Source organism: Arcticibacter svalbardensis MN12-7, from assembly GCF_000403135.1.
Lineage (GTDB): Bacteria > Bacteroidota > Bacteroidia > Sphingobacteriales > Sphingobacteriaceae > Arcticibacter > Arcticibacter svalbardensis.
This window is the reverse complement of sequence record NZ_AQPN01000090.1, coordinates 65,773-91,045: the sequence shown is the minus strand read 5'-3', so window position 1 is coordinate 91,045 and position 25,273 is coordinate 65,773. Positions and strand designations below refer to the sequence as shown.

At 38.6% G+C, this 25,273-nt stretch carries 20 protein-coding genes; 16 read left to right on the top strand and 4 right to left on the bottom strand.

Annotated elements, in window-relative coordinates; genetic code table 11:
* Positions 1-3: 3 nt before the first annotated feature.
* The 9 genes from ADIARSV_RS11990 (at position 4) to ADIARSV_RS11950 (ending at position 11,846) form a co-directional block, all read left to right on the top strand.
* Positions 4-1,275 (top strand): alpha/beta fold hydrolase, encoded by a 1,272-nt coding sequence (locus ADIARSV_RS11990; protein ID WP_016195795.1) that lies wholly within the window; start codon positions 4-6, stop codon positions 1,273-1,275.
* A 258-nt stretch (positions 1,276-1,533) separates the two neighbouring features.
* A complete protein-coding gene (locus ADIARSV_RS11985; protein ID WP_016195794.1) occupies positions 1,534-2,112 on the top strand; it encodes an RNA polymerase sigma-70 factor in 579 nt (192 codons plus the stop codon).
* Positions 2,113-2,167: 55 nt separating this feature from the next.
* On the top strand, positions 2,168-3,118 hold the full coding sequence (locus ADIARSV_RS11980; protein WP_016195793.1) for a FecR family protein: 951 nt from the start codon (positions 2,168-2,170) through the stop codon (positions 3,116-3,118).
* Between the two features lie 183 nt (positions 3,119-3,301).
* Positions 3,302-6,034: a TonB-dependent receptor gene (locus tag ADIARSV_RS11975; RefSeq protein WP_235048415.1), complete on the top strand. Its 2,733-nt coding sequence runs from the start codon at positions 3,302-3,304 to the stop codon at positions 6,032-6,034.
* On the top strand, positions 5,980-6,663 hold the full coding sequence (locus ADIARSV_RS22590; protein ID WP_040299914.1) for a SusC/RagA family TonB-linked outer membrane protein: 684 nt from the start codon (positions 5,980-5,982) through the stop codon (positions 6,661-6,663). Before ADIARSV_RS11975 ends, ADIARSV_RS22590 begins: the two co-directional genes overlap by 55 nt.
* A 15-nt stretch (positions 6,664-6,678) precedes the next feature.
* Positions 6,679-8,499: a RagB/SusD family nutrient uptake outer membrane protein gene (locus tag ADIARSV_RS11965; protein ID WP_016195790.1), complete on the top strand. Its 1,821-nt coding sequence runs from the start codon at positions 6,679-6,681 to the stop codon at positions 8,497-8,499.
* A gap of 106 nt (positions 8,500-8,605) precedes the next feature.
* Positions 8,606-9,586, top strand: coding sequence for a BT_3987 domain-containing protein (locus tag ADIARSV_RS11960; protein WP_016195789.1), 981 nt, complete (start codon positions 8,606-8,608; stop codon positions 9,584-9,586).
* An 83-nt stretch (positions 9,587-9,669) separates the two neighbouring features.
* Complete coding sequence (locus tag ADIARSV_RS11955) at positions 9,670-10,878, top strand: purple acid phosphatase family protein (RefSeq protein ID WP_016195788.1); 1,209 nt, start codon at positions 9,670-9,672, stop codon at positions 10,876-10,878.
* A gap of 68 nt (positions 10,879-10,946) precedes the next feature.
* Positions 10,947-11,846, top strand: a complete 900-nt coding sequence (locus ADIARSV_RS11950; RefSeq protein WP_016195787.1) for a glycerophosphodiester phosphodiesterase family protein — start codon at positions 10,947-10,949, stop codon at positions 11,844-11,846.
* Between the two features lie 13 nt (positions 11,847-11,859).
* Here ADIARSV_RS11950 and ADIARSV_RS11945 read toward each other — a convergent pair whose 3' ends face one another.
* On the bottom strand, positions 11,860-12,861 hold the full coding sequence (locus ADIARSV_RS11945) for a hypothetical protein (protein WP_016195786.1): 1,002 nt from the start codon (positions 12,859-12,861) through the stop codon (positions 11,860-11,862).
* Positions 12,862-13,532: 671 nt separating this feature from the next.
* Between ADIARSV_RS11945 and ADIARSV_RS11940 the strand changes: the two genes are divergently transcribed.
* The 6 genes from ADIARSV_RS11940 to ADIARSV_RS11915 all read left to right on the top strand — a co-directional run bounded on the left by ADIARSV_RS11940 (position 13,533) and on the right by ADIARSV_RS11915 (position 23,072).
* Positions 13,533-14,144, top strand: a complete 612-nt coding sequence (locus ADIARSV_RS11940) for an RNA polymerase sigma factor (protein ID WP_016195785.1) — start codon at positions 13,533-13,535, stop codon at positions 14,142-14,144.
* Positions 14,145-14,250: 106 nt separating this feature from the next.
* On the top strand, positions 14,251-15,381 hold the full coding sequence (locus ADIARSV_RS11935) for a FecR family protein (protein ID WP_016195784.1): 1,131 nt from the start codon (positions 14,251-14,253) through the stop codon (positions 15,379-15,381).
* 159 nt (positions 15,382-15,540) lie between these two features.
* A complete protein-coding gene (locus ADIARSV_RS11930) occupies positions 15,541-18,906 on the top strand; it encodes a TonB-dependent receptor (protein ID WP_152439859.1) in 3,366 nt (1,121 codons plus the stop codon).
* Between the two features lie 106 nt (positions 18,907-19,012).
* The gene (locus ADIARSV_RS11925; protein ID WP_016195781.1) at positions 19,013-20,809 is read left to right on the top strand and encodes a RagB/SusD family nutrient uptake outer membrane protein; all 1,797 of its coding nucleotides are present in this window, start codon (positions 19,013-19,015) and stop codon (positions 20,807-20,809) included.
* An 11-nt stretch (positions 20,810-20,820) separates the two neighbouring features.
* Positions 20,821-21,792: a metallophosphoesterase gene (locus tag ADIARSV_RS11920; RefSeq protein WP_040299912.1), complete on the top strand. Its 972-nt coding sequence runs from the start codon at positions 20,821-20,823 to the stop codon at positions 21,790-21,792.
* 419 nt (positions 21,793-22,211) lie between these two features.
* A complete protein-coding gene (locus ADIARSV_RS11915; protein WP_016195779.1) occupies positions 22,212-23,072 on the top strand; it encodes a sialate O-acetylesterase in 861 nt (286 codons plus the stop codon).
* A gap of 80 nt (positions 23,073-23,152) precedes the next feature.
* Here the strand turns inward: ADIARSV_RS11915 and ADIARSV_RS22585 are convergent, their stop codons facing one another.
* Positions 23,153-23,431 (bottom strand): YdeI/OmpD-associated family protein, encoded by a 279-nt coding sequence (locus tag ADIARSV_RS22585; RefSeq protein WP_016195778.1) that lies wholly within the window; start codon positions 23,429-23,431, stop codon positions 23,153-23,155.
* A 38-nt stretch (positions 23,432-23,469) separates the two neighbouring features.
* A complete protein-coding gene (locus ADIARSV_RS22580) occupies positions 23,470-23,733 on the bottom strand; it encodes a YdeI/OmpD-associated family protein (RefSeq protein WP_235048414.1) in 264 nt (87 codons plus the stop codon).
* A gap of 428 nt (positions 23,734-24,161) precedes the next feature.
* Here ADIARSV_RS22580 and ADIARSV_RS11905 point away from each other — a divergent pair, with 428 nt between their 5' ends.
* Positions 24,162-24,758: an NUDIX hydrolase gene (locus ADIARSV_RS11905; protein ID WP_016195777.1), complete on the top strand. Its 597-nt coding sequence runs from the start codon at positions 24,162-24,164 to the stop codon at positions 24,756-24,758.
* A gap of 47 nt (positions 24,759-24,805) precedes the next feature.
* On the opposite strand, the gene coaD is transcribed toward ADIARSV_RS11905, so the two are convergent.
* Positions 24,806-25,267: a pantetheine-phosphate adenylyltransferase gene (gene coaD / locus ADIARSV_RS11900; RefSeq protein WP_016195776.1), complete on the bottom strand. Its 462-nt coding sequence runs from the start codon at positions 25,265-25,267 to the stop codon at positions 24,806-24,808.
* Between the last annotated feature and the right edge of the window lie 6 nt (positions 25,268-25,273).

The window sequence follows — 25,273 nt, the reverse complement described above, 5'->3', positions numbered from 1 at the left end:
CTGATGAAACCTATTTTAATCACCACATGCCTGTTTTTCATTCTGATAAACGGCTATTCGCAAGAAACTCAAACTACTAAAAACTTAGCAGCAAAATTTGTTAGCTACTACAATGCTGACCAGGCAGATAGTCTCTATTCGCTATGCTCAGACGAAGTGAAGAAAAGCTTGCCCGCAAGCAGTGTTCCTGCAATAATAAGTCAGCTTAAAAATCAATTAGGGAAATTGCTGAGCACTGAATTTACTAGCGCAGATAAGGGCATCACTACCTATATTTGCCCTTTTGAAAAATCAGGACCAGTATTGTATCTGCATTTTGACCAAAACAATAAACTAGCAGGTTTTTATGTGAATGTTGATAAACGTCAGCAAATTCCTCTTAAGGACACCGAGCAGCTCGTTACCATCACGACCACTAGTTCTGAGCTAAAAGGAACACTTTCAGTACCCAAAGTATCAGTTAAGATTCCAGTGGTACTATTAATTGCAGGTTCCGGACCTACGGACAGAAATGGGAATTCAAGTTTAATTAAAGGCAAATCCAATTACTTTCTTAAGATAAGTGATGAATTGTACGCAAATAAAATCGCTGTGCTTCGATATGATAAAAGGGGAATTGGACAAAGTACCACCACTGAGAGCGAAATTAATACCAAGTTTGAGGATATGGTTGATGATGCGGCAGCCTTAATTAAATTTCTGAAAAAGGATAGTCGTTTTTCCAAAGTTATTGTGGCAGGACATAGTGAAGGTTCTTTAATCGGAATGCTTGCCAGTGAACGGGAAAAGGCTGACGGATTTATATCACTAGCAGGAGCAGGGTTTCCTATTACCGAAATTATCAAGTCTCAATATAAAGAAGTTCTATCTGCTGATGACTATAAATCAGCCTCAGCTGTATTAGATACCATTGAAGCAGGTAAGCCGGTGAGACAACAACTTAAAAACGGTTTGGAAATACAATTTCGTTCATCCATTCTTCCTTACCTAAATTCCTGGATGAAATACAATCCACAAACTGTAGTCTCTAAGCTTACAATGCCTGTTTTGATTGTACAGGGAACACATGACATTCAGGTAAATGTGGAAAATGCAAGGCAATTGAAAAAAGCTAATCCAGGGGCAAAGCTAGTGCTCATAGAGGGTATGAGCCATATATTAAAAGAAGGACCTGTTGACAGACAGCTTAATATAGCAACTTATTCAAATGATGATCTGGCCTTACATCCGAAATTAGTACCTGAATTAGAACAGTTTATAAATGGAATAAAGTAACCTTGAGAAAGGTCAATACATATACTAAAAACAGATTTTTAAGCAATTTGCCTTAAAATAAGCAACAAGAGTACAAGTTATCATCCACCAACGACTATTAGTTCCATATCAGAACTTCATCGTGTGCTAAATAATTATATAATACTAGAACGAATGTGTTTGGATATAATAATTACCTTAATGTAGAAATCACAATATCTTAACAATACCATAATCGGCTTTAAAATAATTGGGTTTAGGTTTGCATAAATTCTAATTATGCATAGTCAGGCTTTTATTTACTCAGATGATGAACTCATAATAAGGCTTAAAAATGATGACAGTGAAGCCTTTTCTTTACTATACCAAAAGTACGCCAGTAGTCTCTATTATGCTTGTTATAACTTGATTCGGAATAAAGCAGAGTGTGAAGATGCGATACAGGATTTGTTTTCAGATTTATGGATAAAACGATCCGCATTAAATATTAATTTATCATTAAAAGGGTATTTATATACAGCTGCCAGAAACAGGATCTTAATGCGAATCAGGAGCCATAAAATAATGGTTAATCTGGACGAAATAGCTGCATTAACGAATAGCCGGACTGCAGATGATCAACTAATGGAAAGGGAACTAAAGCTTCATCTGCATAAAGAATTAGCGAATCTACCTGTTAAATGTGCCCAAATATTTACGCTTAGCCGAAACAAACAACTATCTAATAAAGAGATTGCCATCCAATTAAATCTTTCTATAAAAACAGTAGAAAATCAAATAACCATTGCCATAAGAAGATTGCGAAGTACAATGCGTGATTTTATAATCCTTCTATTTGTGATTTTATTTTTTAAATAGTTTCTATTTTCTTTGGGGGCTGATTGCTTGTTATGCATCGTACATATACGGTCGCATGAAAAAGAAATATACAAAGCAGGAAAGTAAGTTGATTCAAAAGAGCATTACAAGCTATTTTGAACAAATAGAAAAAAGTGCAAACGTTGAAAATAAATACCCTCAGGATGAAAATTTTGATGACAGAAAGGTATACACCAATATTCTGCAAAAGATAGTTCTTGAAAAAAGAAGTACGGCCATCCGTACGGTTCTGAAAATAGCAGCCTCTGTTATACTGGTTTCTTCCATAACCTTATCTGTTTATTATTTTAATAAACAACAGTGGAGTATAAATTCGAAAAGCCTTTTAGTTGAGCAGTCAGCTCCAAGAGGAAAGGTAATTCAAGTGGTTTTAATGGACGGCACAACCGTCATGCTCAATTCTGGTAGCAAATTAAGCTACCCTAAGGTTTTTAAACATGATGTCAGACATGTTTCATTAGAAGGGGAGGCGTATTTTAAAGTGGCCCATGACACAAAAAGACCTTTTATCATTCAAACAGATAAAATTAACACGCAAGTACTTGGGACTAGTTTCAACATCAGTGCTTATCCAGAGAATGAAGACATCCTTGTCACTGTGTTAACTGGGAAAGTTGGTGTTTATCAACAGGATGAATCTCTCAAAGATCAAACCTGTTTTATAACTAGGAATCAGCAGGTTGTTTATAAAAAGGATAAAGGAATATTAAGTAAAACAGAACACACTGTTGATGCCTCTGCATTAATTGCTTGGGTAAATGGACGGATGATCTATAACAATAGGCTACTTGCTGAAGTAATTCTAGACATTGAACGTCATTACGATGTACATGTTTTAATGACTGATAAATTGAAAAGTTGCCGTATAACTGTAGATTTTGAAGGCGACAGCTTGGAAAAGATATTAAAAGTATTGACCAAACTCGTTGATGGCAAGTTGCAGTACAGAAATGGAGTATACCAGTTAAGTGGTAAGGGTTGTTAATTCCGGTACACATACATATACATCAAATCAAATCCCGAATATGAAATAAATGTATTAAAAAAGAAACCCGCACAGAAAAGTTCTGTCCGGGAAATCAAATGCAAATAACTTAAGAATTCAACTCTGCCTGACCTGAGAATCATGGAGTTGATATCCCATCCATCACATTTAATGTATAAAACTATGAAAAAATCTCTATTAAGTAATAGAGTGAAGTACTATTCTTATAAGATTATGAGATCAAGTTCTGTAGTGCTAGGTTTAGTTGTTACTTTTTGTTCATTAACTTTTGCAAATTCTTCGTATAGCCAGAAGATATTAAACAACACGGTAACAGTAAAACTAGAAAACACACCTATGACCCTGGCTTTGGATAAAATTGCAAAGCAGGCAAATATAAAATTTGCGTATCCCGATGATATTATAAACAATAATGTACATCTAAACTATACGTTCAAAAATAAAAAGCTTTCTGTAGTTTTAGATCAGGTATTAACAGGACATCAGCTGGCCTTTTCCATTGTAGATGACGTAATTATACTTCGGAAACAGGTACCTGAAGACAAAAAAATAATAAATAAGGACATTAACATAAGCGGTATTGTAGTAGATACCAGCGGCACTACTTTGCCGGGAGTATCGGTAATTTTAAAGAGTGATCGCAAAATTGGTACTACAACAGACGTAAATGGACGTTTTATATTGAAAGTTCCCGATGAAGCCATTCTAGTGTTTACGTATATGGGTTTTCGCACCCAGGAAGTTAAATATACTAAAGAACAGAAAAACTTAACCGTAGTACTTCATGAAGCCAATTCTTTTCTGGAAGAAGTGACCATTGTGGGTTATGGTGTACAAAAGAAGATTAGCCTGGTAGGGGCACAATCAAGTGTAAATGTTAAAGACATTAAACTTCCTGTTTCTAACCTGACGAATTCCCTGGGTGGAAGAGTTGCAGGTCTTGTTTCAGTGCAAAGAAGTGGTGAACTTGGGTTTAATGATGCACAGATTTATATCCGTGGCATATCTACTTTTAGTAGCAGTTTAAGTGCTCCATTAACACTTGTTGATGGTGTACCGCGTGAAATATCAAATATTGATCCTGAGGATATTGAAAGCTTTTCGGTACTCAAAGATGCCTCTGCAACTGCTGTTTATGGTGTACGAGGAGCGAATGGTGTTATTCTGATCACTACTAAAAGTGGAAAACCTGGAAAAGCGGTTTATAATATCCGCTATAATGAGGGGATTACCCGCTTTACTACCCTTCCCAAATTGGCAGATGGGATCACCTATATGCAAATGTCCAATGAAGCGATGACTACCCGTGGAGGTGCAGCCATTTACTCGGATGAAGTAATTGAAAAAACACGCACTGGGGAGGATCCTTATCTATATCCGAATGTGAATTGGATGGATGAGATATTCAATAAAACAGGAAAGGTGCGGAACGTAAATTCCAATATTAGTGGTGGTACTGAGAATGCAACCTTTTATGTTGGCCTAGGCTACTATGATGAAGTTGGATTATATAAAACGGATGCCATAAAGAATTACGACCCTTCTATTTCACTAAAAAGGTATAATGTTTCTTCCAATTTAACTATCAAACCAGCTAAGAATACGGAGATCAAACTGGGAATACAGGGTTATTTGAACAATGTAAACCTTCCTTTTGAATCAGTTACCAATATTTTTGCTGATGCCTACTCCATGACTCCTGTTACGATGCCCTTGCAATTTCCTGATGGTAAAATAGCTGATATCAGAAGCGGTAGCATAAGTAATCCCTGGGCTAGTTTAACACAGGCTGGATATGCTAATCAATGGCGCAGCCAGGTGATGTCAAACTTACGCCTTACTCAACAGTTGCCGTTTATTACAAAAGGATTATCAACAAGTGCCATGTTTTCCTTTGATGCATATAATTATACCAGCAACAGGTATGGTAAATTACCGGATACTTATCTGGCACTTGGTCGTGATGCCGATGGCAATCTTCTCTACGATCAGACAGCCATTGGTACCGAATTTCTGGCTTATACCAAATCAAACGTAGGAAGCCGTACCATTTACAGTGAGGCTTCTTTAAACTATAATCGCGATTTCGGGAAACACAGCGTAAGCGGATTATTGCTTTACAATCAAAGTGATAAGATCGACACTTATGCCGCGTCCCTTGAAAATTCGTTGCCTTATCGTTTTCGGGGAATAGCTGGACGAGCCACTTATGGCTATGCCAATAAATATTTTGTAGATGCCAATTTTGGATTAAATGGGTCTGAAAACTTTCTTCCTGATAAGCGATATGGGTTTTTCCCCTCTGGAGGTGTAGCATGGGTATTATCTGAGGAAGGATTTTTTGAGCCTTTAAAAGATGCAGTACAGCTTTTAAAATTCCGTTTTTCTTATGGTAAAGTTGGTAACAGCCTGATCGATGGCAGACGTTTCGCCTATATCTCCACTATTTCTGCACCAGGGGGATACAGTTTCGGTATTGATATGAAAAATACATACGCCGGAAAAGAATTTGGGGAATATGCAGTGGATGTGCAATGGGAAACGTCTAAAAAGACCAATTTAGGTCTGGATCTCCACACATTAAAGGATAAGCTAAGTGTTCAGGTTGATATTTTCAAAGAATACAGGAGCGGTATCTTTTTAAGGCGTAAGTCATTGCCTATTTACGCAGGTATGATTAATGCTCCTTTTGCCAATATAGGGGTTATAGACAATCGCGGACTGGATGCTTCAGTCAACTATAATAACCAGTTTGGTAAATTCAGTCTGGCACTTTTAGGAACCTTTACCTACAACAAAAATAAGGTTGTTGAAAATGATGATCCAGCTTGGAAATATCCTTGGTTAGAAAGAAAGGACGTCCTGTTAGTCAACGCTTTGGTTATGAAGCTTTAGGCTTATTTGAAAGTGATGAAGAAGTATTTAACTCGCCAAGGCAAACGGGAGATACGCGTGCAGGGGACATCAAATACAGAGATGTCAATGCCGACGGAATCATAGATTCTTATGATCAGGTTCCATTGGGTTATGGTAATGTTCCTCAAATGACATACGGATTTGGCTTTACTTTAGGCTATAAAAACTTCGCTTTATCCACTCTTTTCCAGGGTGCAGCACAAGTGGATTACCTGATATCAGGTGAGGCAGCTTTACCCTTTCAACAAGGCTTAAGCCGTGGAAATCTGATGGATAATATTGCGGACCGATGGACAGTAGAGAATCCTGATCCTAATGCTTTTTATCCCCGCCTTGGTTCAGGTTCAATCAACGATAATTTTGCAGCCAGTAGCTGGTGGGTAAAAAAAGCAGATTATCTGCGATTAAAAACCTTGCAGCTCAGTTATAGCCTTCCAAAAAGCTGGACTGGAAGTGTTGGAATCAAATCGGCAAATGTATTTTTACAAGGTGTAAATCTGGTCACGTTCAGCTCATTCAAGCTATGGGATGTGGAACTCGATAACGGCCGGGGCGATAAGTATCCAAATACGGCGTCGTACACGGCTGGTATTGCTATTAATTTTTAAACCGGGAATTTAGACATGAAGAATTTAATCAACCTACATAAACTACTGATCGTTTTTCTAGGAATCAGTACCATTACCTTATTGAATGCCTGTCAGAAGGGCTTTTTAGATCAGGTACCAGATGACCGCATTACCATAGAGAAGGTCTTTCAAAGGCAGAAATATTCAGAAGAATACCTGGCCAATATATATAACTACATTCCCAATGAAGCCTACCGCAATACAACTATCTGGGATGGAGCTTCAGATGATGCAGATATTACTTATGACAGACCTGGAAGCGGGTATGACAGCTATCCGATCAACCTGGGTAACTGGAATGCAGCATCAAACTATTATAATAAGTGGACAGCTAATTACCGCGGAATCCGTTCGGCTACTTATTTTATACAGCATATTGGAGCTAATGCCGAGCTGCTTGCTCAGTCCGGCGGACCAGAGCGCATCACGCAGTATATAGCAGAAGCCAGGGCTTTAAGAGCCATCCTATATTACAATCTGGTGAGGCAATATGGTCCTGTTATTTTATTAGGTGATGAAATGATTTCAGGAGATATTGAGCCATCGGCAGAAGAGGCCAACAAACCACGGAGTTCATTTGATGAATGTATCAGCTATATTGTGTCTGAACTAGACCTTGCAGCCCTTGACCTGAAGAAGAATTATACCGATCAGGTTTCTACCGATTATGGCAGAATGACCCAGGCTGTTTGTTATGCCTACCAGAGTAAGGCTTTATTGTTAGCTGCCAGTCCCCAGTTTAATGGGAATATGGATTACAGTAATTTTAAAAATGGTGATGGAAAAGCCTTGGTCAATACCCAGTACGACGCAAATAAATGGAAACTTGCTGCAGATGCCGCAAAGCGGATCATCACGGAATTCAACTTTGCTCTGTTTCGCAAAAATAATGCCGCCGGTGTTTTTGATCCCTACTTATCAACCCGTGATGTATTTTTAGTACCCTGGAATTCAGAGGTTATTTTTGCCAGGGTCTCCAATAACCTAAGTGGATGGGAACGTTCTGTAGCCCCGCGTGTAGTGAGTGGATATGCAGCAGTTGCAGTAACCCAGCAGCTGGTGGATGAATTTGAAACCGGAACAGGAAAGCGCATTAATGATGCCGGAACTGACTATATAGAAACTGGTTTTTCAACCGTTGCAACCAAATATACCACCGTAGGAACCTATAACATGTATGTAAACAGAGAACCCCGTTTTTATGTAAATGTTAGCTATAATGGTAGCCAATGGTTAAATACGAGTGAGGGAATAAAAATCGTGGAAACGTTTTTTACTGGTAATACAGGCAAAAAAGGCTCATGGGATTTCCCTAGAACGGGATACATTGCCCGCAAGAATGTCGATCCCAATAGTAATGTTCGTACTTCGGTATACGTGGCCAGGCCCTTTGTAATGATCCGGTATGCGGAGATTCTGCTCAATTATATTGAAGCATTAAATGAATATGACCCTGGAAATGCAGATATCTTGCTTTATCTCAATCAGATCAGAAATCGTGCTGGTGTACCTAATGTACAAACAGGATTGGGTCAAAGCGAAATGAGAGAGAAAATTCGCCATGAACGTCGGGTAGAGCTCTGTCTGGAAGGTTTACGCTATACGGATACACGCCGCTGGAAGATTGCTGAGCAAACCGACGGAGGTGCATTTTACGGAATGAACGTAGATACAGGAACTAAACTAGCTGATGAGGTTTTCTATCAGCGTACGATGTTTGAAAGAAGGGTATTCTTAAAACATTATTACCTGTTCCCTATCCCTCAGGAAGAGCTTGACCGGGATAAAAACCTGGTACAAAACCCAGGTTGGTAAAATAATACAGACATAATAAGGAAAGCATTGTGGGCATTTGTAAACATGGATGAGTCATTAAAATGCTCATGATGCCTTCGTTCCATTTAAATAACAAAATAGGATAATGAAAGACACAGTTAATTATAAAATATTAGGCTTATTGATCTGCATAAGCTTTGCTTTAGGATGTGGCAAAGCGGATATCGACATGCTACAAGGAAACCAGGATGTATATTCTTCTGTTTATATGCCACAGGCAGTAAATAGTCCGGCAGTACACCAGTTCAGCTTTTCAAATACACCCGACACTATTTTTTATGGCGCGAATTATGGTGGTCCCGGAATACTATCAGCAGATATTCAGGTAAATTTCGAAGAAGATGCGGCTTTGGTGGCGAAGTTTAATGAAACAAACTTTACCAATTATAAGGCTATGCCTGCGGGAAGTTTTGCCTTTGAAAAAAATACAGTGGTATTGTCAAAGGCTAAACAGAGTACAGATCCACTGCGGATAAGCATCTTTACTGACAAGCTGGATGGAGTAGGAGGATATTTGCTCCCTGTTACGATTAAAACTGATGGACTAATAAAGGTTAATGAATCCTTAAAAACGACCTATTATCTCATAAATGCCACCTATGCCACCAACCCATATGTTTCATTTGACAATTCAACCTGGGAAATAGTATCCCTTTCGTCTGAAGAAACAACAGGAGAGGGGGTAGCAAACGGGCGTGCCATCTATGCATTTGATAAAAATGGAGCTACCTTTTGGACTACCCAGTGGAAAACAGCTAAACCAGGGCCTCCGCATATTATCGCAGTGGATATGAAGGAAGAAAAGAAGTTGAGAGGATTTATTATCACTGGGCGTAAAGAAACGACCGGACTGGTAAAAGCGACAGGAAATCCAAGGGATATTATTATTCAAACCAGTATGGACGGCATAACCTGGACCTACAGTCAATCCTTTGCCTTAGCCAATGTACTAGAGAATACCATCTATCTCAATTATGCACAAATGGCAAGATTTTTTAAGATTACAATCAATGCAAGTCAGGGAGATACCTACCTGACACATATTGCTGAATTAAGTGCCTTTTAATACGGGTTTTTACATAAAGATTTAATAGTTACTTGGTACATACTAAGCGCAAGTTTTGTTTATAGTACTTTAAAATAGTCATAATGGAAAACAAAGTCAACAGACGTAATTTCATTCAGTTAGTATCAGCAAGTACAATTCTTGCAGCTACAGGTTCCCCATTAGTGTCATTTGCATCCAAATCGGAAAAAGTTGAAACTGGAAAAATAACTTTTTTATCAAAACCATATCTTCAAAATCCGGAGCCAACTGCAATCAGTGTATTCTGGTTAACTAATCGACCCTGTTACAGCTGGGTAGAAATTTCTGCTGTAAATGAAAGCCCTATAAAAGTGCATAGCACAACAAATGGTTTAGTAGATGCTAATAATCGAATCCATAAGATAATAATCGAAAATTTAAGGCCTTCAACAGCATATACTTATAAAGTATTTTCAAAGGATATCATTCTTTATGAACCCTATAAGTTAGTATATGGAGATGTAATTGAAAGCGATACATATCATTTTACTACTTGGGAAAAAGATGCGGATTCGGTGTCTTTGCTTATTTTAAATGACATCCATGACCATCCAGAATCATTTCCCCTTTTAATGCAATTAAATGGTGATCAACCATATGATTTTGTATTCTTAAATGGGGATATGTTTGATTTTCAAAAAGATGAGAATCAATTAATCGAACACCTGCTTCAGCCATGTGCTGAAGCATTTTCAACAGGTAAACCATTTCTATTTGTCAGGGGTAATCATGAAACCAGAGGAATATTTTCTCGAAACCTCGCAGATTATTTTGAGAATATTAACAAAAGCAACTATTTTTCTTTTACTCAAGGCCCGGTTTATTTCATAGCATTAGACACGGGTGAAGATAAGGAAGATTCGGATCGTGAGTATGGAGGACTTTCGGATTTTGACGGTTATCGTGAAGAGCAGGCAATATGGCTTGAACAACAACTCAAGAGCCAGGCATTTAAGAAGGCAAAGTTTAAAGTTGTTCTGATGCACATTCCGCATTATCACTCTGGGGAATGGCATGGTACTGTGCACTGCAGAAAGTTATTCGGCCCTTTGTTTAATAAACATAAAATTGATATGCTGATTTCAGGCCATACACATGTATATGGTGTTCATAAACCTCAGGAAGGACATAATTTTCCGATTATTATTGGAGGTGGGCCCAACCCTTCAGGGCGTACAATTATGCGACTTACTGCAAACCAGAAAACCATGAATTTAGTAATGACAAGGGATACTGGAGAAGTTGTGGGGAAGTATACTGTCAGTAAGTGATAATTCAAAATGTAGTTAAGCATTGAATTTAAAAAGAATAATTAAAGAAAAAACAATAAACTATTAAAATGATAAAAAATAATTCTCATTCAGTCGTTTTACTCCTGCTCTTAATTTTTTCACTTTCTTTAAGAGCAGATGCGCAGCACAGGCAACTGCATACGATCAAACTCCGTAAGCCAGCTGACCTGCAAGCATATTTTCATTACACTAATAAGCGCGAGCCGATTGTAAGCGGACATCGTGGAGGCCAGGAGAACAACCTTCCAGAAAATTCCATCTCCGCATTTGAAAATACATTGAAATATACTCCCGCTTTTTTTGAAATAGACCCAAGGCTTACTAAAGACAGCGTCATTATTCTGATGCATGATGAAACACTGGAACGCACTACAACGGGAAAAGGCAAAGTCTCAGACTACACTTGGGCAGAACTTAGGCAGCTAAACCTGAAAGACGTGGAAGGAAACGTAACCACTTATCATATTCCCACCTTATCTGAAGCCATTGATTGGGCAAGGAATAAAACAATTTTAAGCTTGGATTGGAAAGGGGTTCCCTACGAAATGACCGCAGAACTTATCAACAAAAAGAACGCACATGCCTTTGTGATGGTCGGAATACAAAATCTAAAACAGGCACAATTTTACCTGCATAATAATAGAAATTACATGTTTGCGATGTTAATTAATTCTGCAGCGAAGTTGGCTGAAATAGAAGAAGGAGGAATACCGCTTAAGCAAGTTATGGCCTATGTAGGTTCTCAGGATAAGCCTGAAAACAGGGGATTATATGACTTACTGCATAAAAAGGGAATCATGTGTATGGTAGCTGCTGCTCCGATATACGACAAGCTGAAGCTTGCAGATGAAAGAAGTTTGGCTTACCAGCAAATCATCAGAAACGGTGTTGACATTTTAGAATCCGATCGTCCAATAGAGGTTTCAAAGGCTTTACAGGGTCATTAACGGTTTGTGTTTTTCAAAGCCTAAAATCTATTTTTTTTGCAAATGAGATCCGTTTTCTACTGGGGATATCAGGGATTTTTTCTATTGTATAAATCTTTGCACTACTTTTAGTGGATTTTAAGTCTTTCATACTGATTCGTTTGCTGGTTTTATCATTTAGTTTAAGCATAAGGAGATTGCCTTTATAAAACATCGCTTTGATGTTTTCTTCTCTGCCGGGGTATGCGGATGGTTGTGTATGAACCTCTTTTAAAGGATAGTCAGATGGTTTTTCGGATTCGAATGTACCGATGATGGCGCAGGGACTGAACGCTGCATTGTTCAATAAGATGCTTTCATTCGTTTGATTGATAGGAGAGTAGAGCATCAGCGACATACTCACCAATGCCAAACAATCTTTTAGAACTGTTTCTGTAAAGGTGATGACTTGTCCTTCGATGGTTTGATAACCTTCCAAATCGATGTCTTTTACGCCCAGGTTTTCATAATACTCTTCCCTGAAGTTAAAGGCAACTAGCATAAACCTTATGCGGTATTTCATATAGGCTCCGCTTTGGTTTTTAGGCCTTTTAATGTCTGTTTGGGTGTTCAATGAACCAAGGGTAACAGATACAACTCCGTTTGCGCTTTTACTGACTTCATGGCTCATTTGCAGTACTTCATGTAGCTTACTGTTCGCATTGAAGTCCAATCCCTGTAAAAAGGATAGGTTCCCGTCATGCAAATCCCGTTTTCCTTTCTCCCCGCTTACATTGTTTAATATTGACCGATACACCTGTTGAGTGCTCCTGTAAGCTGTCGTTCCGTCTTTAAAAAAATAAGCCGGTTCAAATGCTGTCCTTATAACTGCTGCTGTCGAACTCGAAAGTCCAAATTCAGTAGCACTCCTTTTAGTTTTTTCGGTCTGTCTAAATGTCTTTGTCTTGCCTTGGATGATGTTCTTTCCCCGGTACTCCCGGTAGATTACTGAACCTGCGGTTCCGTGTACCATTCCTTTATGATCTATTGTTGCCATAATCTGTCTAATTGTTTTCAGTAAAGTAAGCAGTTAAGCATCTCAAAAGCTAAATAATAATTAAATCTTCCTAAATCTTCTTATATAAGTCTGTAAAAAGCAGAAACTTCCATTTATATTCATGATGAATGAATTTCAAACACACGCAGGAAAGCTTACTTATGGCTATTGATGGTGTTTATGGAATTGCCTTGTATTTTTAAAGAATCATCTATTTGCGCTTAACTAAAATATAACACTATAGGATAATGTTTAACAGCTATGATGACTGTTACTTACAGAAAGATCAAACTAATAAACCCTCAATGAAAGTCCGACTTTAGCTATATGCTATCGGACTCATTCTGGATACTTATTGCATGATTATCAGTATCATTGTTAGTGATTAAGATGTTTGTGAACTTATATTTACAATCTCATTTTTTGTAAATAGGTTACACTTTGTTCTATTTGAGCAAAGTAGGATTAAATCGGGTTGGAACAATGAATGAGCCATGTTCATTGAAGTATGGCTAAGAATTCGCAAATAGTATTATCTTCGGAATGAGTAACTTGTTGAAGTTAACCATGATAATTTATAAAATGTGCAATAACTTAACATTGTGATAATCCATTGTTTACTTGTTGTTTTTGATGCGATGCTATATTTGCGCTTGATAGAATAAACAACGATGAGATTGGTAAGCACTGATATAAATGAGGAGCAAGTATTGGTTCGTCAGTTGAAAAGTGGAGATATTTATGCTTTTGAAGAGTTGTATACCCGTTACAAGCGGCAGATATCTTTCAACATCGTAAAGCTGGTAAAATCTGTTCCCATAGCAGAGGATCTTGTTCATGATCTTTTTATACGGGTATGGATGCAAAGAGAGCGTCTGGATCCTGATAAAACATTTGGTGGTTATCTCTTCAGGATGGCTGAAAATATAACTATGGATTTCTTTCGTAAAATTGCTCAGGATAATAAATTCCGTGCTTATTATATTTCCCATTCAGATATTGGTTATTCTCATGTGGAAGAAACTCTCGCTGACAAAGATAATAAGGCTTTACTTCAGGAGGCCGTGGCACTACTCCCCCCACAGTGTCGTTTGATATTTACCTTATGCAAGTTGGAGGGTAAAAGTTCAGAAGAGGTCTCTGTACAATTAAAATTATCAACGCACACTGTCAGCAATCATCTAGCGAAGGCTAAAAAAATCATGCGTGATTTTCTACTTGTCAATGCGCATGATGCCGCCACATTATCCTTATTGTTATTTATTGTTAACTTTTCTGATTAAAATACAGCTATTTTATCCCTCATGTTAAGGTTACATTAAATCGTGTTTTCGCAGTAGTTAGTTTTGTTTTGATAGACGTATTGGTGTTGATTTATATAAAGAAACATTGAGAGAAGCGTATACGATTCGGAATTTGTTCCGTAAATATTTAGATGGAGATTGCTCAGAGGAAGAGTTCAATCAGTTATTTGATCAGTTACAATTTCCACAGCATGAAGAGCAACTCAGAAATCTCATCAGCGAGGAACTAAATAAAAATGACAAACCTGATGCGAGAATAGAAGCTCTGCTTGAATCGGTCGATGGCAGGATCATGAAAGATATCCATGTCTGGAGGGAAAACACATTAAATACATCAAAACCCGTTCTAAAAGTGGTTCCACTTTGGCGTTGGTTGTTGACATCTGCCGCTTGCCTTCTTATTTGTTCACTAGTCTATTTTTATTTTGACAGCAGCATCGACAAGGGCATTGTTAAAGATACCAAGTACGGGTACACAAATGACATCTTACCTGCTGAATATAAGGCCTCTCTCACGCTAGGTAATGGCAAGACCATGGAACTTTCAGATCAAACAAGTTTGCCACAAATGGGGTCCGGAGGAATGTATACACTCACCGTTCCCAAAGGAGGAACATTTAAGCTGTTGCTTCATGATGGAACGCGGGTTTGGTTAAATGCATCCTCAAAATTGAGATATCCGAATACATTTACAGGTAGCGAAAGAAAGGTTTACCTCGAGGGGGAAGCTTTCTTTGAAGTAACGAAAGATCGTTCAAGACCTTTCCTGGTCATGGTGGAAGGAAAAACCATAGAAGTATTGGGTACCAGTTTTAATGTTCATGCTTATCATGGAAAAGTTCAGGCTACACTTGTGGAAGGTAGCATAAAAATTATTAATAAAGGCCGGTATTCATTTCTTAAACCCGGACAGGAGGCTATTATCACTGATCAACACACTGAGGTTTCTGCTGTGGATGTGAAACCAACCATAGCATGGAAGAATGGTGAATTTTATTTCAATGAAGACCCTCTTCCTGAGATCATGAATGAAATTAGTAGATGGTATGATGTACAGGTAGTTTATACAGGTAATATTTCACAGGGTAAATACACAGGTGCAATCAGCAGACAAGCTACATTGGCCGAAGTGCTTGAAATGCTTGAAGATGTAACGGGCAGATCTTTTAAGATAGAAAACAGGATGATAACGGTACAGGCGAAGCCTGAATTTTAATTACAATTTAAACAAAATAACATGAAAAAAGTACTGACAGAGAGCACCACATAGAAAGTACCTGTATAAAAAAAGGGAGTGTTTGCACCACTCCCCGAATTAAGGACAACTGACATTTTTTAGCATTTAACATACAAATTACCTTAACACTTCAAAGATATGAATTATTTCAATCCGGCTAGTCGGCATATGACCGTCGGGAAGCGAACACTATTAAAAAAAGTATTGATTACTATGAAGATGACCATCGTGTTGATCGTCGCTTTCAGTTTTGGTGTCAGAGCATCTGGTTTTTCGCAGTCGGTTAGTCTCACTGCGAACTCAATTGAACTCAAGCAAGCACTCGCTGAAATTAGCAAGCAAGCAGGTATGCGCCTACTTTATAATGCAGCGCTGTTTGATTCAGCCCCCCGTATTTCTGTAAATCTAAAAGTACAAAATGTAGATTATGCTTTGAAGAAAGTGCTGAATGGGCAGAATTTAAGCTATCGCATTATTGCAGGTACGATTACGCTCACAGAGCGGAAAAAGACAGACTTTGAGGTGCAGGGTATCGTAACGGACTCGATTGGTGTTATGCCTGGTGTAACTGTGTTTTTAGAGGGTATAAACGGCCCGTCTACGGTTACAGACCAGAATGGTCAGTTCCACATCCGGGTGCCTGAAAATGCAACATTGGTTTTTAGATTTATAGGGTATCAGGATCAGAAGATACATGTTGGCAACCTGATGAAAATTGATGTAACCATGGTGTCTGCTTCTTCTCGTCTGGAAGAAGTGGTAATTGTAGGTTACGGCGCACAGAAGAAAAAGAACCTTACTGGTGCCGTTTCTTCTGTGCAGGCAGCGGAGTTAACGCAATCTCCGGTGGCATCGGTATCAAGTGCTTTAGCAGGACGTTTGCCGGGATTAATTGCTGTACAGTCAAATGGGATGCCAGGAAATGACCAATCAAGTCTGAATATAAGAGGATTTGGAGAACCATTAGTTCTGATTGACGGGGCAGAGGGGAATATGAACTCCATAGATGCCACTGAAATTGAATCCGTTTCTGTGCTTAAGGATGCCTCCGCAGCAATTTATGGATCCAGAGCAGGAAATGGGGTAATTTTGATTACAACAAAGAGAGGTACTTCAGGCAAACCAGTGATATCCTTAAACTCGACCTATACCGCACAAGGAACAACGGCTATGCCTGTTGCCGGGAATGCTGGAATGTATGCACGAATCTTAAGAGAGGGTCATATTCAGGGTGGGCAACCTGAAGCCACAGCGCCTTATACAGAGGAAGAGATTCAGAAATTCTATGATGGGACGGACCCTCAATACCCAAATACCAATTGGTTTGATGTTTTGCTTAGAGATTGGGCACCACAGCAAGATCAGAATTTGTCCGTACGTGGCGGAAGTGAAAAAATTAAGTACTATGGTTTCCTTGGCTACCTGAAGCAAGAAACAGTATGGGAAAAAAGCGGAGCGAGTTATGAGCGGATAAACCTTCGTTCAAATGTTGATGCAACAATAGCTAAAGGACTTACCTCTCGTTTAGACTTTTCTACAAATTTAAGGAATGGGAAATATCCCAACCGTAACATGGATATTAACAATACAATATGGGCGGATTTATGGAACACACGACCCGTTTTTCCATCTGAGTTTCCTGATCCAACCAAAATATCTTATGCTGAAGGCGGAGGAACTGGTGGTGCACATATCACAAGTAACCGGGAATTGTCTGGTTACGCTGATTATAAAAAGCAGGATATGCGTTTTATTTTCGATCTGAACTACCAGGTGCCTTTTGTGAACGGATTGAGTGCTAAGGCGCTGATTAGTTATATACAGGGATACGGAGCAAATAAGAACTTTCAGAAGCCTGTTCCTTTCTATAAGTATGACTATGAGGCTGACCTTTACTCTTTGGCTGGTTCTTTTGGCTCAGCGGCTAGTTTAACTTTGAAAAGGAGTAGTGACAGGCAGATACTTGGTCAGGGCTTTTTAAATTATAGCCATCGGTTTAATGGTTTACATGACCTTGATGTACAACTTATATATGAGTCTATTGACTATTTTAATGACGAAGTTCAGGCTACGCGTTCTAATTTTCTTACTCCCGCTGTTGATGAGATGCTTGCCGGCAGTACGAATGGTATGACAAACAGTGCCCTGACGAATGAAATGGGTAGAAAAAGTTATATCGGTCGGCTAAACTATACGTTTGCAGACAAGTATATTTTTGAAGCTACACTTCGGGCAGATGCTTCTGCAAAGTTTCCTGAAGCATCCAGATGGGGTTATTTCCCGGGGGCGTCTTTTGCTTGGCGCATTGATCAGGAGCATTTTCTAAAGAATTCTGCTACAGTGGAAGCACTGAAATTACGCCTAAGCTTTGGAAGTTCAGGGAATGATAATACGGGAAATTTTCAATATCTGACCGGCTACAATATTTCGGACAAGAATAGTGGGGGATCATATATCTTTGGATCAACACGTTATCCGGGCATCATTTCCCGGGGGCTTGCCAATCCTGACCTTACATGGGAGAAGTTGAAGATCTATAATGCAGGAACTGATATTTCACTGTGGAAAGGTCTGATGTATGGAAGTTTGGATGTATTCTTTCGGGAACGTTCAGGGATTCTGGCGAACAGGCTGATGACGGTTCCTTCTTCATTTGGGTCTACACTGCCTCCTGAAAATATCAATGAAACAAATACCCGTGGACTTGAATTTATGCTTGGAACAAGCCGTAAGAATCATGATCTAACCTGGGATTTGAGTGCCAATATTTCATGGTCGCGTTCCAAATGGAAATATTATGAAGAACCTATTTATTCAGATGCTGACCAACTTCGCCAAAATCAGCGTACCGGAGCTTGGACTGATCGTACTTTTGGTTATAAATCTGACGGGTTATTCACGAGTATGGAAGAAATTGCAGCGCTTCCTTATGATCAGGATCAACGCGGTAACACCACACTCCGCCCTGGAGATGTAAAATACCTGGATATCAATGCAGATGGAATCATCGACTGGAAAGACCAAACGGATATCGGGAAGGGCACACAACCGAATTGGATGGCCGGCTTTAATGCTTCATTAAAATATAAGAATTTTGACGTTTCATTTTTATTTCAGGGTGCCTTTGGACATTACCTGAAAGCCTCTCTTCCTCAATATTCAACGGCATTTTTCGAGAATCGATGGACTGAAGAAACAAATGACCGGTATGCCTTGATACCCAGACTTGGTGGAGCTTCATCTAATGGGTGGCTTTCTGACTATAACCTGATCGATGCAAGTTACATGCGGCTTAAGAATGTGAATGTTGGATATACGTTTTCGAGTAGATTGCTTAAATCCATCGCTATCAGACAATTGCGCGTATTTGTAGCGGGATCGAATTTGTTGACTTTTTCTAAGTTAAATAAATATGATCTCGATCCTGAAGGTCCGTCCGGAATAGGAGGGATGTACTATCCGCAACAAAAGAATGTATCTGCTGGATTGGATCTTTCATTTTAACGACCGAACAAATAACATGGAAACTAACATAAGCGAGCGCCTTACAAAAGCAAAAAATACCTTACTGTTAGCTTTTATCATCTATTAAAAATAAATTGATATACTGATGAAATTACACTATTTCTGTTTTACAGTTCTGCTTACTTTCTTTGTCACTTCCTGTCAGAAGAACGTTTTGGATAAATTACCACTTGACATTATTCCTGATCCAATGGTATGGAATGATGAGAGTTTAGTGAATGCATATATGACCGGTGCGTATTTAGGAACAACGGTGTTGACTAATGAATCTGAGGATGTGCAGAATACCGGAACTCCTTTTTTTACTATGTTTTATGTAAATAATGTGAGTGACGAATCAAAAAGTACCTCTAATTTTTCGGGGAATGCGTATCGGTTCAAAACTGAAGGATTGAAAATCGGTGGTGGCTTGATGGAGTGGTGGGAGAAGCCCTATGTTGTTATCCGTTCGTTAAATCAATTGATTGAACGCTTGCCGGAATCAACCTTAAGCGATGCCTTTAAAAAGAAGAGAATTGCAGAGGCACGTTTCCTTCGTGCATTCAATTATTTCTATATGGTTAAACGTTATGGAGGAGTGCCTTTAATAACCCATGTTCAGCAGTTGTCTGATCCTCAGAATGAGTTATTTGCTGCCAGGAATAAAGAAAAAGAAGTTTATGATTACGTGATATCGGAAGCCATGGCGATTAGCGAAGAGTTGCCGGCAGTACAGGAAGACATTGACTGGGGACGTCCTACTAAATACGCAGCGCTTGCATTAGTATCCAGAGCGGCACTTTATGCAGGAAGTATTGCTAAATACGGAACACTGCAATTGAGTGGTGTGATTGGTATTCCAGGTGAGGAGTCGAAGACTTACTTTGAGAAATCACTTGCTGCTTCACGTCAGATTATGGATGCTAATTTGTTTAAGTTATATAATGAAAATGCGGATAAGACGCTGAACTTTAGGAACCTGTTTCTTACGAAAAGGAATTCAGAAGTAATCTTTGCCAAGCAGCATGATGGAAGTGATAAGGATTTTTCGGGAGCAGGATGGTCTTATGACTACTTCCAATGCCCTTATCCGAATGGCTGGGCTAACGGAATCCATGATGCACCTTACCTTGAATTTGTTGAATCATTTGAAAATGTGGATGGATCTTCGGCTAAGCTGGATCCCGCCGTGTTGAGCTCCAAGCTATGGACCATGGAAGAACTTTGGGGCAAAAAGGATCCACGTTTTCGTGCCACTGTTTACACACAGGATACGCCTTGGCAAGGACGGCTTCTGCAATTCTACAATGGAATTAGAACGGCTGAGGGGGCAATAACTACAACGGGATCATACCAGGGGATATTAGCCAATGGAGATCAGAAGAGTACACAGACTGGTTTTGGGGTAATGAAATATTTAGATGAATCAAAAGATAATGTAAACAGCTCGACAGCTGGAATCTTTGGATCTAAGCAAGACTATATCGTGTTCAGGTTTGCTGAAACGCTGCTGAATTATGCAGAGGCGGCTTTTGAACTGGGCCAGATGGATCAGGCTTTGTTAACCCTCAATCAGGTAAGAGCACGTGCAGGAATTCCACTTTTGACCACATTAACTATGGAAAATATCCGGAATGAAAGGAAAGTTGAACTTGCTTTTGAAGGACATCGCTATTGGGACTTGAGAAGATGGAGAATTGCAGAAGGAGTTCTTTCTAAAGATATGCGGGGTCTCCGGTATGTACTTGATTTCAAAACTAAAAAATATGAATTGAGCATCAGAGAGAAAGTAGACGGAACAGTGCGCTCTCCCATATTTCAAAATAATAACTATTATTTTCCTATCACTTTAGCCCGGACAGCAAATAATTCAAATCTTGTTGAAAATCCAGGATATAACTAACATAAAAAGTAATGATAAATAAGAATATTTGCATAAGTGCACTCCTGATATGTGTGTCCTTACTATCAGCCACATTGAGCATGGCTCAGACCTTTACAATTCCAGTATTTCCAGATACGCAGGTTGAAGTGGGGTCTAAACCTGAAATGTTTTTTAGCCAGGTAAACTGGATTGCTGCTCAAAAGCAAAAATTAAACATTCCAATGGCCTTACATATGGGAGATTTGGTCAATTTTGACAATTTTAATCATTTTGAAGTGGCTAGTCAAGGTTTAGAAGTGTTAGATAAAAATCGTATTCCTTACGCACTCGCAGTTGGAAATCATGACACAGAGGCAGTTGGAGAGTTCAGTGGAAGTGCCGCACCTGGAAATGTAAATCAGAATTTGCGTAAAACGCAAAAGTTGAACAGCTACTTTCCTTATTACCGCTTTCCAAATCAAAGGGGGAGATACGAAACGGATAAGATTGATAATGCATACTACACTTTTAAGGTTGGAGATACCAACTGGTTAGTTATAAGCATGGAATTTTGTCCCAGGTTAGGTGTGATTAACTGGGCTGGGGATGTGGTTAAAAAATACTACAACTATAACGTAATTATTATGACGCACTATTACTTGACAGGGAAAGGTGAAATTGCACAGAATAATGCAGGATATGGAGATTTTAGTCCGCAGGATATTTATGAAAAACTGGTTAAAAAATATCCGAATATACTATTGGTGTTAAGTGGACATGTTGTGAGTTCGGCACTTAAAGTCGATCAGGGACAGGCAGGGAATAAGATTTATCAAATTCTGCAGAACTACCAGCATGAAGATAGTGGGGGAGGGTATTTGCGTTTGTTGAAGTTTGATATTGATAAGGAAATCATAGCAGCAGAAATGTATTCACCTTTCTATGATAAGACTAAAAAGGACTCTTCATCCTTTGTGATTAATGAAGTAAAATTTCTTAAGGTCTCAGACTTTAAGAAATAAATAAAAATAAACCGTTTTAGTGAATTCTGAAGCGGTTTTTTTTTATTATGGTGTTTTGTAGCAGGTTTTGTACCTGAACTGTTTAAGTACTATTATATCAATAAGACTAGCTTAAATGCTGAGCATAATGCTGTGCTACATGATATGCCTACCCAACTAAAGCTTCGCGCGGTATTCCAATATTTTTCAGGAACCTCCATCGTTTCAAGTTAGTAGAAGAGTTTGAATGGGGGTAGTTGTGCATTATATTCTGGTAGGTTTTATTATAATGAGTTTATTTAAATTGAACAACGCGTTAATCTACAACTGGAATTAATTATTTAGGATGATCATTAAATAATAGCAATAATTTTTTTTTTTGCATATAGATTTACCTCATGTATTATTTGACTAAAACGGTATTGAATAGATTCCCATCAATGAAGTATCTGCATTCAATAAAAAGACAATGTAAAAAGCTTTTATTCCTGTTTTGCATCTTATTAAATGTAAATGCAGAGGCTCAAACACTAAGACCGGCTGTAAGAGAAATCGTATCGCAACCGCTTTCAGGAACACAATTTGAACTTTATTTACTTATTGGGCAATCAAATATGGCCGGTAGAGGGATTTTGGAGCCGGTTGATATCTTGCCTGATCGACATGTGTTGCGTTTAAATAAGGAGATGAAGTGGGAAGTGGCAAAAGATCCCTTGCATTTTGACAAGCCTGCAGCTGCGGTAGGACCTGGCTTTACATTTGGGAAAGATCTGGCCCAAATAGATACATCTAAAATTATTGGACTTATTCCTTCTGCTGTTGGCGGTACTCCAATAGCTGCCTGGCATGCTGGCGTCTATTATGAACCTACAAAAACATATCCCTACGATGATGCAATTAAACGTGCACGGGAAGCAATGAAGCAAGGTACATTAAAAGGTGTGATTTGGGATCAAGGTGAATCGGACAGCAATGTGAAGAATAGTGCTGTATATGGAGTTAGATTGAAAGAGCTCATTGAAAATTTACGATCTGATTTAGGCATTCCTGATCTTGCTTTTGTGGCTGCACAGCTGCCGGATTATCAGATTCATAAAATAGATACAGCAGGTAATGAAAGGATTAACCATGGTGTAGAGGTGATTAATAAGGCAATTGCTGATCTTGAAATAAAAAACTATGCGTTTATAGATGCCAAAGATGTGAAAGACATTGGAGATCATACGCATTTAGATGCTCCATCAGCACGCCTTATGGGACACCGTTATGCTAACGCTATGCAAAAGTTAGTGCATAAATAGGTTTTGAAACTACGCTATAGGTGTGGATGTAATAATGTTTGCGAAGCAGTCTCGTAAAAAGAGGTAATCCTGCCATTTTCTCATCTAAACTGTTTCGGTTTTAGCTTTTGGGCGGCAAGTTCTGCTATTTCATTTATTCGTTTTTGTCTGGTCTCTGGCCGTTTGGCTAGAACGAGCCATTGTAAAATGCTTTTTCTGACAGACTTGCTTAAACTTAGGAAATAGTCCTTTGATCCTGTTTGGATATTAAAGGCTTCTTCAAGGTCCTCGTGGATTTTTAATTCCTCTACATCGTCTAGAATTGTCCAGGAAGTATTTAGTTTTGCCGTTTCAATGCTTTCGTAACCTGCTTGTGTCATAATGCCCACTTCAATTAATCGCTGAATCTTTGCCTTGTTTATCTTTGACCAAACACTATATGGTTTTCGTTTACAGAAAAATTGCATAAACGTTTCATGGTCAAGAGACTTCCTTGTGCTGTCATCCAGCCAAAACAAAGTGCTTCATCAACAGCTTCGTTGTAAGTTATAGAAGCAACATTTGCCTTCTTTTTATAATAAATAAGCCAAACGGATTGTTTTGAGCTATGATTTTGTTTTAACCATAGTCTCCATTCTTGTCGGCTTGTTGGGCAAAATGTTTCGATAGTTTTTTCTTGCATTAATTTTTATTGTTTAAATCAGTTTGATGATGATCATGCCATTTCTAAATTATACTGCAAATATAAATTGGTTTAATGACAGCCCTATGTCAGGAGTGAAAAAGAAACTAATGAAAAGAACTTAGTTAAATGTAAAGTCAGGAAAACAGAACTAATTACCCAAAGGGCAAATGAAGCAGCTTTTTAAATAAATTTCAATTACTTTCTACACAGGCTTCAGCTATTTTCTGATTAAGCTGAAAATAAGTAAATAAAAAAATAACTTTTAATAACTTAAAATGTGCATTTTTGAAGGGTTTAGGACTGGGTTAATAACGATTCATCAACTTAACTCTGATCTATAACAGCATTAATAATACCTCTCCTAAATTATAAAACCTCGTTTAAATGTATTTGAGGCATTGTTTAAAACGAAAAAAAGAAGCTTGATGTATAGAATTTATATTAACGAAACTGCGCTTGTCATTTCAGAAATTGTCCCTAATGGAATTGGTGATTTTCAAACTATTGATAGTCAAACGTTTGATTTTCGTGAGTTTTACAAGCAGACCAGAAAGAATGGTCGCTCTGTTCATCTTCTCTTGGTAGATGATGCAAAGAAGTATTTTAAGAAACTCAGGAAAAGCTTTCTGATGATCAAAGCTGCCGGAGGAATTGTCATATCAGAAAATGATCAATATCTTTTTATTTTCCGTAAAGGAAAGTGGGATTTACCGAAAGGAAAGCTGGATCTGAACGAGAAGACAAGGGATGCTGCCGGTAGGGAAGTGGAAGAAGAGTGTGGTGTGAAGGTTACCCGTATCAATAACAAGCTTTGTACTACATGGCATGTTTATGAGGAAAAAACACAGATCATCTTTAAAAAGACAAGCTGGTTCTTTATGCAGGCTAAAAAACAAAAGCTTGTTCCGCAACTGGAAGAGGATATTACTGAAGCCCGCTGGATGAGTAAGGACGACTTTGAATACGTACGTAAAAACACATATCCTTTGATCCGTGATATGCTGGACTTAATCCTGAAATAATCCAGTACTAGAAGTCACATAAGCGATATCACTGTCGATAAGCTTTGTTATAAAAAAGCGAGTGCTTCTTTAGGCACAAATTTGCTAATATCTCCATTGTGGCGCAATATATCGCGTACAATAGTGGAACTCATATAGGAATAACCGGGATTGCTGAGTATGAAGATACTTTCAATTCCGGGTTCTAGTTCATGGTTCATTTGGGCTATCGCTTTTTCATATTCAAAATCGGATACGGTACGGATTCCCCTAATCATGTATTGAGCCCCAATCTGCTTGCAGAAGTTAACGGTTAAACCTTCATAGGAAGTAATCTCTACTTTCGGTTCAGATGCAAATACGGCTTCCAGAATGTTGATCCGTGTTTCGGAAGAGAGCATTGCATTTTTGGTACTGTTAATGCCCAGCGCAATGACTACCTTGTCAAACAAGGATACAGAGCGCTTGATAATGTCTACATGGGCTACAGTAAGAGGGTCAAATGAACCTGGAAACAGGGCTATTTTCATTACAGA